Here is an 11,398-nt window from a genome sequence, read left to right as displayed (position 1 = left end):
GGGACGAAGCCCCGTCACGAGACCACGCCGACCGCTGGTCGAGGAGGGACGAAGCCCCGTCACGAGACCACGCCGACCGCTGGTCGAGGAGGGACGAAGTCCCGTCACGAGACCCGGCGCGAACTTCTCCGACATGCCTCAGAACCCCTTGTGGACAAAGGGTTCTGAGGCCCGACCACTGTCGGTGGTCGATGCTTGGATTGATCCATGTCCAGCACGTACGCCGCCTCGCTCGATGCGGTCGAGCACGCGCTGGACGACCTCGCCACCATCGCTCCGGACTACCGCAGCACGAGTGAGAAGAAGGACGCGCTCATCCGGCTCTCGCGGATCGTGGCCCGGGTCGAGGCCGAACGGATCCGGATCCTCGGCGCCGCCGACGCCATCGCGGTCGAGACCGGCGCCCGGTCCACTGCGCACTGGCTGGCGGCCGAGACCCGCGACGGGATCGGGCAGGTCCGGCTCCGCGAGAAGCTCGCCCGGGATGGAGGCGAGCCGATCACGGCCGCGATGGGTGCGGGTGCGGTCAACGTCGCCCAAGCCCGGGAGATCGTCGACGCCCTCCAACGCCTCCCCAAGAACCTCGACCCCGAACTCCGCGCCAAGGGCGAGGCCTATTTGATCGGAGAGGCCGCCCACTTCGGACCACCCGAGCTGCGACGCCTCGGGCAGCGGCTGCTGGAGGTCATCGCCCCCGAGGACGCCGACGAGGCCGAGTACCAGCGGCTCCTGGCCGAGGACCGCCGCGCCCGAGCCGTCACCCGGCTCACCTTCCGCGACCGCGGCGACGGTTCGGGAGACCTCCACGCCCGGATCCCGATGCCCGTGCTGAACCGGCTACGGACCTACCTGGAGTCCTACACCTCACCCCGACGCGGACCGCTCGGGGGCGCGCTCGGGGACGACGTCGACCAGCTGCCCGCATCCCGACGTCGTGGGGAGGCGTTCTGCGCCCTGCTGGAGAACCTCCCCACCAACCGGCTCCCGAAGCACGGCGGGACCGCCACCAGCGTCATGGTCACCATCGACCTGGAGTCCCTCCGCACCGGGACCGGGATCGCGGAGACCTCCACCGAGGACCGGCTCACCGCCGAACAGACCCGCCGGCTCGCCTGCCAGGCCGGCATCATCCCCGTCGTCCTGGGCGGGAAGGGCGAGATCCTCGACCTCGGCCGATCCAAGCGCCTCTTCACCGGCCCCCAACGCAAGGCCATGGCCCTCCGCGACCGAGGATGCACCGCCGACGGCTGCTCGATCCCCGCCGCCTGGTGCGAAGCCCACCACCAGCAGCCCTGGTCCACGGGCGGCAAGACGAACCTCGCCCACGGCAAGCTCCTCTGCCCCTTCCACCACCACCGCGCCCACGACCCCGCCTGGCAGACCCACCACCACGCCAACGGATCCACCACCTTCCACCGGCGCACGTGAGCCGGTCGATGGAAGGGTGGTCGCATGCCGACGGAGGAGAGGAGCTTCCCGCCCGGGCTCGGCGACGAGTGCGCCGTCAGCACCGGCTGGCTGGAGTGGCAGCGGGCGACGGTGCGTCGCAAGTGCGCGGGTCTCGACGAGGAGGACGCGTGGATCCCGACAAGGCGCTGGGAGCGGCCTGCGCATCTTGCGCATGCGTCTCCGCTAGCGCGTTCGTCGACGCGTGGACCAACGCACTGAGCCTCAGGCTCAACTACCAACGCGGGTCGTGGGAGGACGCTCCGTAGGGCGACAGGTAGGGGCGTCGATGACGCAGACATGCCCTCTCTCGCTCCTGGTCCTTCGTGAGCACGACCTCCCTCCTCGCGAGGAGCACCCCCCTCCCGCGCGCGAGCACGACCGCATCGCGGCATGAGCGGACGCGGATTCGCCTGACGACATGGACGCCTGAGCAGGGCCGTCGACCGGTTGCGGCCACGCGAGTGTGCAGACCGACGTGCTCGCCGCTTCCAAACCAGGGTGGCGGGGAACATGCTGGGATCTGACGGCCTGACGACAGCGGGAGGTGAGTCTGCGTGGAGCGGGTAGAGGCCGATCTGCTGATCCCCGGCCGCGGCGCGCCGCTTCGCGACGGTGTCGTGATCCTCGATGGAGAGACGATCGCGTACGCCGGGCCAGCCGCCGGGGCGCCACAGAACAGCGACGGAGACCCGATCCGCGTTGCTGTCGCCATGCCTGGGCTCTGGGACTGCCATGGGCACCTCCTCGGAGTGCGCAGCCTCGACTTGAGCCGCGTGGTCACCGACCCAAGTCCATTGCGCGCCGCTCGGTGTGCGCACGACCTCCGGGCGGCTCTGGACGCTGGGGTCACATCGGTACGGGAAATGGGCGGGCTCGGTGTCTATCTGTCCCAGGCGGTGGCTGAGGGACTGCTGGAGGGCCCGGCGATCTACGGCGCTGGAGCGATCCTCGGGACGACAGGCGGGCATGCGGATGTTCACCAGTTCCCGCAAGCGTGGCTAACGGACTTCGGCCATTCGGGCGGTGACCTGCGCCAGTGTGATGGGGTCGACGAGTGCGTCCGGGCCGTTCGGGAGCAGCTGCGCCGGAACGCCAAGCTGATCAAGGTGTGCGCTTCGGGCGGTGTGTTGTCTGAGGTTGACGACCCCCTCCACCAGCAGTTCACCGTGGCGGAGCTTCGCGCCATCGTCGAGGTGGCAGCTCTGGCCGAGCGGGTGGTGGCAGCGCACTGTCACGGCAAGCCGGGGATGCTGGCGGCACTCGAGGCCGGCGTTCGCACCATCGAGCACGGAACCTACCTCGATGAGGAGGTGTGCGACGCCATGCGCGAGACCGGAGCCCTTCTGGTACCCACGCGGACGATCATCGCCGAGACCCTCGTCAGCGACCACCTGCCGCCTTACGCAAAGGCGAAGATGGCCGCGATCGCCGACAGACACGCCGCCGCCGTCGCCATGGCCCACGAGCGCGGGGTCACCATCGCCGCGGGGACCGACATCGCCTACAGCGGCCGTGACCTCCCCGCCTCCTGGGGGCGGAACGGGCGTGAGCTGCCCTTGCTCGTCGAGGCCGGGATGACCCCGCTTGAGGCTGTTGAGGCAGCGACGGCCAACGGTCCGATGACCCTCGGCCCACAGGCTCCGCGTAGCGGGATCCTGGCAGAGGGCTTCGACGCGGACCTGATCGCGCTCGACCGTGACCCGCTCCGGGACATCCTGGTGCTGGCCGACCCGGGTCACATCATCGGCGTCTGGCGCGCCGGGCGACGTGTCAAGCGGTGACCGACCGCTCATCGGCACGACCGCGCGGAGCGCGGCATGAGCGGACGGTTCGCTACTCGGATGCCCGCTCGCGTGACTTCGACTCGCGGTGCCTCAGTCTGCGACGCAGTTGACCCCTGAACCTTCGCTGCGCCGTCTCAGTTGCCACAAACTGCGGGTCGTTCGCGCTTTCGAAGTAGCCGTTCTCGGCGTCGTCGAGCCCATGATCGGCATCAACGACCCGAGCCAACTCGTCACGCATCGGCGGCCCGCTCGACAGTCGGTCGGCCCAGTCGGGCTTCGGAGATGTCGGTTCCACCCGTCCAGTCTGACGCATCCGGCTGACTCTGGTGCAGTCACCGCTCATCGGCATGTGAGTGCGCGCGCGAGGCAACGCCGCCACCTGCCCCGCGTCAGCAGTAAGACATTGTGTGCTAATGACGCCACTGAAGACCAGCGCCTGGGTCAAGGACGAGGAGGCCGCTCGGCGACGACCCGTGCCCAGCAGCGAGCTGTCGATCGCATCCGTGGTCTCGCACCTGCGCTCCGTCGAGTGGCACTGGTTCGAGCGGAGCTTCCTCGGGGACGACTCCGACGCCGACCCGTCGGGCGGGTGGGTCCTGGGGGCGGAACCCTTGGCCGAGCTGCTCGACGCCTACGACGCCCAGTGCGCGAGATCGAGGGACATCGTGGCAGCGCACAACCTCGACGAGATCGAGGCCTACGCGCCCGCCGGGCTCCCGCTGGTGTCCCTGCGGTGGATCGTGGGCCACCTGACCGAGGAGACCGCCCGGCACCTCGGACACCTGGACCTGCTGCGCGAGGCCATCGACGGCTCTCGCGGCTACTGAAGGTCCAGCCCCACGGAAGCCGGTTCAGACGGAGACGTGCGCGCGGGGCTTCACCGCGACCGCACGCGGGCGCAGGGCCCAGCGCACGAGAGCCGTCACGACCATCACGAAACCGAGCAGCAGCAGCGCGCCGCCGGTCCAGGTGCCGACGGAGGCTTCGTCGCCGGCGAGAAAGGTGCCCGCAAGGGAGAGGGCGAGGCCGACGACCAGGAGGTACGCCGACGTACGGGGGGTCGGGGTTTCCACGGTTCCGTTCTACGCCGATCGGGCGTCGCGCGCGGGCGAATCGCCCAAAAAGTGCTACGCCTCGAGCGCGAACACCACGCTGCGCGAGCCGAGGTCGGCCTCGGTGAGCTGGACGCCGACCTCGTTGCCCAGCGGCAGCGGCGCGGGCCCGGTGAGCCGGGCCTCGATGGCGGGGTCCTGGATGGTGACCGTGCCCTTCGCCTCGTCCTTCTCGTCGACGTCCACCACCACGCCGTCGAACTTCTCGCCGACCCGCTTCTGGAGCACGCCGGCCTCGACCAGGTCGATGACCATGCCCTCGTAGCGGTGCGAGAGCTGGTCGGCCCGCTGGAGCGTCTGCGGCAGCTCGCCGAGCCGGTCCAGCACCCACATCGGCACCTCCTGCCCCGAGCAGAGGGCGAGGCAGATCTCCCCGGCGTACCTGTCCCCCAGACGCCGCAACGGGGCGGTGACGTGGGCGTACTCCGAGGCGAGGGCGGCGTGCTCGGGCTGGTCGGGTACCTCCCCCACGAACCCGACATAGCCACTGCCCCGGAGCAGCCGCGTGCAGGCGGTGACCATCGCGGCGTGGGTCGGCCTCGACGGGTCGAGCGAGCGCACGAAGTCGGGGTAGAGCATCTCGGCCGGCCAGTCGATGCCCAGGGCGCGGGCCGTGCGGTGCAGCCGTTGCACGTCACGCGGGTCCGGCGGCGGCAGGGTGCGCAGCAGCCCGACCCGGCCGTAGACCATCAGCGACGCGGCGGCCATGCCGGTGAGCAGCGAGATCTGGGCGTTCCACTGCTCGGTGGGGATCTGCGCGCGGAACTCCAGGTGCCACGTGTCGCCCTCGATGCTGACCTCCTGCTCGGGCAGCGGCAGCGACACGCCACCGCGGGCGGCCTCCCGTGCGAGCCGGAGCTCGCCGATCTCCTTGAGCAGCGCCAGGGACTCCTCGGCCGAGCCGTCGTCGATGGCCTGCTGGACCCCGGCGTAGTCGAGCTTGGCCCGCGACCTCACCCGGGCCCGCTCCACCTGGACGTCGGTGCCCTCACCGGTCTCGTCGACCTTGATGGTCCACAGCAGCACCGGGCACACCTGGTCGGGCAGCAGCGACGCGGCGCCCTCGGAGAGCGACGGCGGGTGCAGCGGGATCTTGGAGTCCGCGCCGTACAGCGTCATCCCCCGCTTGTTGGCCTCGAGGTCGATCGGGTCACCGGGGCTGATGAACGCCGCCACGTCGGCGATGGCGTAGTAGACGACGTACCCGTCCCCGTCGCGCGCGAGGTGCATCGCCTGGTCGAGGTCCCGCGAGGTCGGCGGGTCGATCGTGATCATCGGCAGGTCCGTGCGGTCCAGGTCCGGCAGGCGCGGGTTGGCCGCGGCGGCCTCGGCCGCGGCGAGCACGTCCGCGGGGAAGTCCGGGGCCACCTCGAGCTCCTCCTGGATCCGCGCGATGCCCTCGCGGAGGTCGCGCGCGGCGGCGCCGTCGTCGGCGCTGGTGACGTGGACGACGCGGCTGGCAGCCATGCGAGCAACCCTAGCCAGGGCGAAGGCCACGACCCGGCAGCCCCTACCCTGACGCCCGTGCTGATCCTGCTGCCGCCGAGCGAGGGCAAGACGCCGGCCCGCCGCGGCAAGCCGCTCGACCTCGGCGCGCTGTCCTTCCCGGACCTCACCACGCCGCGGCAGCAGGTCCTGGACTCCCTGCTCGACCTCTGCCGCGGCGACGTCGAGACGGCACGGAAGGCGCTCGGCCTCCCGCCGGGCCTGGCGGACCTCGTGCATCGCAACGCGGCGCTCGACCACGCGCCCACGGCTCGCGCCGACCACGTCTACACCGGAGTCCTCTACGACGCCCTCGCGCTGCCCGACCTCGCCGCCGACGCCCGCCGCCGCGCGACCAGCCGGCTCGCGGTGGTGTCCTCGCTCTTCGGTCTGGTGCGCCCGGGCGACCGCATCCCGGCGTACCGCCTCTCCGGCGACGCCTCCCTGCCCGGCCTCGGGGCGGTCGCGGGCGTGTGGCGCGCGAGCCTGGACCCCGTCGTGCGGGACGCCGCCGGCAGCGGACTCGTGGTCGACCTCCGGTCCACGACGTACGCCGCGTTCTGGCGCCCCGCGGCCGACCTCGCGCGCAGGGTGGTCACCGTCCGCGTGCTGCACGAGACCGGCGGGAAGCGCACGGTCGTCAGCCACTTCAACAAGGCCACCAAGGGACGGCTGGTCCGCGGGCTCCTGGAGGACGGCGCGAACCCCGGCTCGGTCCGGGCCCTGGCCGCCACCCTCGAGCGACTGGGCTGGCAGGCCGACGTCGGCGAGCAGGGCCGACACGGCACGCAGGTCGACGTCGTGGTCAGCGAGGTGTAGCTACCAGCGCGTCGACTCGTCCAGCAGGTCGACGCCCGGGGCCAGGGTGTTGAAGGCCCGCAGGGAGGCGTGCCGCTCGCCACTCCCGGGCACTGGGCCCTCCGGCGGGCTGAAGAAGGAGACGACGGTGACGGACGCCGGCCGCAGCTCCATCCGGAACTGGGACTCCAGCGGCGCCCCGATCGCGTCGGCCACCACGACCTTGATGGGCGTGACGTGGCTGGCCACGACCACCGTCCCGCCGACGTGGCGCGCGAGCACCCCGTCCAGCGCCGCGAGCACCCGGTCGCGCACCATCTGCAGGGACTCCCCGCCTCCTGGCCGCTGGTCGGTCGTGCCGACCCAGGCATCGAGGTCAGCGGGGTACTCCGCGGCGACCTCCTCGAACGTCAGCCCGTCCCACGTGCCGAAGTCCATCTCCGCGAAGCCGGGCTCCTCCTCGACGGGGACCCCGAGTCGCTCGGCGAGGATCTGACCGGACTCGAGCGCGCGGCGTACCGGGCTCGCGACGACCGCGTCGACCCGGTCTCCCAACGGCGCCAGCCACTCGGCGACGGACCGTACCTGGGCGCGACCCTCCTCGCTCAGCCCCGGGTTGGCCGACGAGGTGCCGCCGGAGAACCGCTTCTGCGTGGTGTGCTCCGTGACGCCGTGCCGCACGAGCACCAGCGTCGTCTGCACCTGCCTGCGCCACGCCACCCAGCGCGGCTCGTCGGTCTCGACGGCGTCCGTCGCCTCGGTGGGGGCGGCCTCGTCACCGCGGTGGCCGGGGTCGGCCGCCACGGTCACCCCGCTGCGCTTGCCGTCCAGCGCCTCGTTGGCCAGCCGGTCGGCGTGCTTGTTCTGCTCGCGCGGCACCCAGGTGTACGTCGTCCCGAACGGCGCGAGCCGGTTGGCCTCGAGGGCGAGCGGCTTCATGTCCGGGTGCTTGATCTTCCAGTTGCCCGACATCTGCTCGACCACGAGCTTGGAGTCCATCCGGACCTCGACGTCGGCGTCCGGGGCGAGCTCGGCGGCGAGCTCGAGGCCGGCGATCAGGCCGCGGTACTCCGCCACGTTGTTGCTGGCCACCCCGATGCGCGTGCCGTCCTCGGCGATCACCGCACCGGTGTCGGCGTCCTTCAGGACGGCGCCGTACGCCGCGTTGCCCGGGTTCCCGCGAGAGCCGCCGTCCGCCTCGATGACGACGGCGCGCGGGCCGGTCACGGCGCCCACCTCACAGACCGGACTCCTCGGTGCGCACCAGGATCCGCTGGCACTCCTCGCAGCGCAGCACCTCGTCCTCGGCCGCGGCCCGGATCTTGCCGACCTCGGCGTTGTCGAGGGTGAGCATGCAGCCGCCGCACTGGCGGGCCCGGAGGGCCGCCGCCCCGACGCCGTTCTTGGCCGCGCGCAGGCGGTCGTAGAGCGCCATCAGGTCGTCCGGTACCTCGGCGGCGACCGGTACGCGCTGCCCGGTGAGGGTGGCCAGCTCGGCGTCGATCTCGGCGTACTTGGCGTCCCGCGCCTCCTCCAGCCGGCGGTTGCGCTGCTCGGCGTCGGCGAGCTGCGCGGTCAGCTCCTCCAGGGTGCGTTGGGCGTCCTCGAGGCGGGCCATCACCTCGAGCTCCTCGTCCTCGAGGGTGACGATGCGGCGCTCGAGGGACGCCATCTCGTGCTGCATCCGCTCGAGGTCCTTCGGGTTGGACACCAGGCCCTGGTCCATCCTGCTGCGGTCGCGGTCGCGGCGGGTGCGCACCTGCTCGACGTCCGCGTCGACCTTGGTCTGCTCGGCGGTGAGGTCGTCGACGACGATGCGCGCGTCCCGGGCCTGGTTGCCGAGGTCCTGCCGGGTCATGGTGATCGCGGCCAGGTCGTCGTGCTCGGGCAGCGTGCCGCGCTGGTGGCGCAGCTGGTCCGCGCGCGAGTCGAGCTCCTGCAGGTCGAGCAGCTTCAGCTGGACGGCGGGGTCGGCTTTCAGGGTGTGCTCCTTCTCATCCTTCTCCCCCGCGGAACCGCCAGGCGTCGGTGCAGATCGTGCTCACGCGGGTCTCCACCGTATCCATGGCGCGCACGAGCCTGGCCTCCACCTGCGGCAGCCAGGTCCACTCGGCCGCCCAGTGCGAGACGTCGACGAGCGCGGGTCCACCCTGTTCCACGAACTCGATCGCCGGGTGGTGGCGCAGGTCGCTGGTCACGAACACGTCGGCGCCGCTGCCCAGGGCGTCGCCCAGCAGGAAGTCGCCCGCGCCGCCGGCGACGGCCACCCGGCGCACGTCGCGGTCCGGGTCGCCCGCGACCAGCACCGGCCGTGGCGTCTCGGGGAGCGTGCGGCGTACGTCGTCCGCGAACTGCCGCAGGGTCGTCGGCTCGACGTCACCGACCCTCCCGGCGCCCGTCGGCGCGGTGGCCGAGTCGGCGAGCTCGACCACGTCCCACGCGGGCGTCTCGTAGGGGTGCGCGGCGAGCATCGCGCGGATCACCCGGCTGCGCATGGGCCGGTCCAGCACCACCTCGATGCGGTCCTCGCCGACCACCTCGAGCTCGCCGACGCGGCCGATGGCGGGGTTCGCGCCCTCCAACGGCCGGAACCGGCCCTCGCCCGGCGAGCTGAACGACGCCGACTCGTACTCCCCGATCCGTCCCGCCCCGGCCTCCGCCAGCGCGCCACGCACCCGGTCCGCGTCGGCCAGCGGGACGTACACGGTGAGCTTGTCGAGCGGGCCGCCCTCGGACCGCAGCGGCGCGAGGTGCTCGAGTCCGAGCGCCTCGGCCAGCGCGTCGGACACGCCGGGGTGCGCGTGGTCGGCGTTGGTGTGTGCGGTGAGCAGCGCGCAGCCGGCCCGCGCGAGCACGCCGAGCGTCCGGCCCTTCGGCGTCGTCTCGGCGACGCCGTGCACCCCGCGCAGGAACAGCGGGTGGTGCGTCAGCAGCAGGTCCGCGCCGTGCTCGGCCGCCTCGCGCGCCGTCTCGATCGTCGGGTCGACGGCGAGCAGGATCGTGCGCACCTCCTGGTCCGGGTCCCCGGCCACCAGCCCCACGGCATCCCAGTCGTCCGCCGTGCCCGGCGGGTACCACCCGTGCACCAGCTCGACGACCTCGCTCAGCGTGGGCATGGCGTGCAGGCTAGCGGCGCGCATGGTGGTCGAGCTCGGTCCAACCGATTCGTCAGCGATCCTCCGGGCGGCGCGAGCGTCGAGATCTCTGACGAATCGCGGGACCGCCGCCGCTAGTTGACCTGGCGGTCGCGTCCCTCCCAGTACGGCGCGCGCAGCTTGAACTTCTGGAGCTTGCCGGTCGCCGTGCGGTCCAGCACGTCGCGGAACTCGACCGAGGACGGCGCCTTGTACCGGGCCACCTTGCTCTTCACGTAGTCGATCAGCTCCTGCTCGGTCAGCGTCGACCCCTCGGCCTTCACGACCAGCGCCTTGATCGTCTCGCCCCACTTGTCGTCCGGTACGCCGATCACGGCGACCTCGGCGACGTCCGGGTGGCTGAAGATCGCGTCCTCGACCTCGATCGAGGAGACGTTCTCGCCGCCGGTGATGATCACGTCCTTCTTGCGGTCGGAGATCGTCAGGTAGCCGTCCTCGATCACGCCGCCGTCGCCGGTGTGGAACCACCCGCCCTCCAGGGCGGCCTCGCTGGCCTCGGGGTTGTCCCAGTACCCCGCCAGCACGACGTTCGACCGCGCGAGCACCTCGCCCTCGCCGTCGACCTTCAGGGTGACGCCGACCGCGGGCGAGCCGGCGCGCATCAGCTTCAGCGACCGCTCCTGGGCCGACAGGTCGTCCCACTCCTGCCGCGACCGGTTGATGGTGAGCAGCGGCGAGGTCTCGGTCAGCCCGTAGATCTGGATGAACTCCCAGCCGAGCTCCTCCTCGACCCGCTGGATCGTCCGGCTGGGCGGCGGGGCCCCGGCCACCACGATGCGGGTCCTGTCGCGACCCGGGATCGGCCCGTCCCAGCCCGGCGCGGCGTCCAGCACCGCGGCCACGACCGCGGGAGCCGCGCACATGATCGTGACGCCGTACTTCTCGACCCGCCGCAGGATCTCGGTGCCGTCGACCTTGCGCAGCACGACCTGGGGCACCCCCATCCCGGCCATCGTGAACGGCATGCCCCAGCCGTTGCAGTGGAACATCGGCAGCGTGTGCAGGTACACGTCGCGGTCGCTCACCCCGGTGTGCCAGCCGAACGTCGTCGCGTCGACCCAGATGTTGCGGTGGGTCATCTGCACGCCCTTGGGCCGGGCGGTCGTCCCGGACGTGTAGTTGATGGTGGCCGTGCCGTTCTCGTCCGGGCTGTCCCAGGGGCGCGGGTCGGCATCCTCGCCGTCGACCATCAGGTCGTCGTCCGAGCCGATCACGAACGTGTGCGCCGACGCCTCCACGTCCTTGAGCGCGTCCGCGAGCTCGGGGTCCACGAACAGGACCTTCGCGCCGGAGTGCTCGACGATGTAGGCGACCTCGTCGCGCGACAGCCGGAAGTTCACCGGCACCAGCACCCGGCCGAACCCGCTGACGCCCCAGAACGACGTCAGCAGCCGGCCACTGTTGTGGCTGACCATCGCCACCCGTTCACCGAAGCCGACGCCCAGCTCGTCGAGCTTGGCCGCGATCCGCCGGGCCCGCCGGCCCATCTCGGCGTAGGTGAGGTCGCCCCACGACGGAGCGGGCTGGTCGGGCTCGTCGTGCAGCCCGATGCGGTCGCCGTACACGGTGACGGCGCGGTCCAAGAAGTCGCTCACGGTGAAGGGCACGATCACGG

The 11,398-nt window shown here is 71.9% G+C and carries 10 protein-coding genes; 4 read left to right on the top strand and 6 right to left on the bottom strand.

Features of this window, described 5'->3' with window-relative positions; translation table 11 throughout:
• The first annotated feature begins 207 nt into the window (after window positions 1-207).
• The 3 genes from ISU07_RS23315 (at window position 208) to ISU07_RS23305 (ending at window position 4,060) form a co-directional block, all read left to right on the top strand.
• Complete coding sequence (locus ISU07_RS23315; RefSeq protein WP_194709256.1) at window positions 208-1,428, top strand: HNH endonuclease signature motif containing protein; 1,221 nt, start codon at window positions 208-210, stop codon at window positions 1,426-1,428.
• Window positions 1,429-2,003: 575 nt separating this feature from the next.
• Window positions 2,004-3,230: a metal-dependent hydrolase family protein gene (locus ISU07_RS23310; RefSeq protein WP_194709255.1), complete on the top strand. Its 1,227-nt coding sequence runs from the start codon at window positions 2,004-2,006 to the stop codon at window positions 3,228-3,230.
• A gap of 416 nt (window positions 3,231-3,646) precedes the next feature.
• Window positions 3,647-4,060 carry a DinB family protein gene (locus tag ISU07_RS23305; RefSeq protein WP_194709254.1) on the top strand — a complete coding sequence of 138 codons (414 nt, stop codon included), beginning with the start codon at window positions 3,647-3,649 and terminating at the stop codon, window positions 4,058-4,060.
• Window positions 4,061-4,084: 24 nt separating this feature from the next.
• Here the strand turns inward: ISU07_RS23305 and ISU07_RS23300 are convergent, their stop codons facing one another.
• Both ISU07_RS23300 and ISU07_RS23295 read right to left on the bottom strand, forming a co-directional pair.
• Window positions 4,085-4,306, bottom strand: coding sequence for a hypothetical protein (locus tag ISU07_RS23300; RefSeq protein WP_194709253.1), 222 nt, complete (start codon window positions 4,304-4,306; stop codon window positions 4,085-4,087).
• Between the two features lie 54 nt (window positions 4,307-4,360).
• Window positions 4,361-5,812 carry an RNB domain-containing ribonuclease gene (locus tag ISU07_RS23295; RefSeq protein ID WP_194709252.1) on the bottom strand — a complete coding sequence of 484 codons (1,452 nt, stop codon included), beginning with the start codon at window positions 5,810-5,812 and terminating at the stop codon, window positions 4,361-4,363.
• A 57-nt stretch (window positions 5,813-5,869) separates the two neighbouring features.
• On the opposite strand from ISU07_RS23295, the gene yaaA reads away from it, so the two are divergent.
• The gene (gene yaaA / locus ISU07_RS23290; RefSeq protein ID WP_194709251.1) at window positions 5,870-6,649 is read left to right on the top strand and encodes a peroxide stress protein YaaA; all 780 of its coding nucleotides are present in this window, start codon (window positions 5,870-5,872) and stop codon (window positions 6,647-6,649) included.
• Here yaaA and ISU07_RS23285 read toward each other — a convergent pair whose 3' ends face one another.
• The 4 genes from ISU07_RS23285 to ISU07_RS23270 all read right to left on the bottom strand — a co-directional run bounded on the left by ISU07_RS23285 (window position 6,650) and on the right by ISU07_RS23270 (window position 11,396).
• A complete protein-coding gene (locus ISU07_RS23285; protein ID WP_194709250.1) occupies window positions 6,650-7,855 on the bottom strand; it encodes a bifunctional RNase H/acid phosphatase in 1,206 nt (401 codons plus the stop codon).
• Between the two features lie 10 nt (window positions 7,856-7,865).
• On the bottom strand, window positions 7,866-8,570 hold the full coding sequence (locus ISU07_RS23280; protein ID WP_456093966.1) for a zinc ribbon domain-containing protein: 705 nt from the start codon (window positions 8,568-8,570) through the stop codon (window positions 7,866-7,868).
• A 52-nt stretch (window positions 8,571-8,622) separates the two neighbouring features.
• Window positions 8,623-9,744 carry a Nif3-like dinuclear metal center hexameric protein gene (locus ISU07_RS23275; RefSeq protein WP_194709249.1) on the bottom strand — a complete coding sequence of 374 codons (1,122 nt, stop codon included), beginning with the start codon at window positions 9,742-9,744 and terminating at the stop codon, window positions 8,623-8,625.
• 113 nt (window positions 9,745-9,857) lie between these two features.
• A complete protein-coding gene (locus ISU07_RS23270; RefSeq protein WP_194709248.1) occupies window positions 9,858-11,396 on the bottom strand; it encodes an AMP-binding protein in 1,539 nt (512 codons plus the stop codon).
• Between the last annotated feature and the right edge of the window lie 2 nt (window positions 11,397-11,398).

The sequence above is a fragment of the Nocardioides islandensis genome, from assembly GCF_015352455.1.
Classification (GTDB): domain Bacteria; phylum Actinomycetota; class Actinomycetes; order Propionibacteriales; family Nocardioidaceae; genus Nocardioides; species Nocardioides islandensis.
Note: the sequence above shows the minus strand (reverse complement) of the source record. Positions and strands in the feature narration are given on the sequence as shown.

Bases quoted from the DNA above. Each gene is read 5' to 3' on its own strand.
- ISU07_RS23275 (WP_194709249.1), bottom strand. From the start codon at position 9,744: ATGCCCACGCTGAGCGAGGTCGTCGAGCTGGTGCACGGGTGGTACCCG.
- ISU07_RS23315 (WP_194709256.1), top strand. From the start codon at position 208: ATGTCCAGCACGTACGCCGCCTCGCTCGATGCGGTCGAGCACGCGCTG.
- ISU07_RS23295 (WP_194709252.1), bottom strand. From the start codon at position 5,812: ATGGCTGCCAGCCGCGTCGTCCACGTCACCAGCGCCGACGACGGCGCC.
- ISU07_RS23305 (WP_194709254.1), top strand. From the start codon at position 3,647: ATGACGCCACTGAAGACCAGCGCCTGGGTCAAGGACGAGGAGGCCGCT.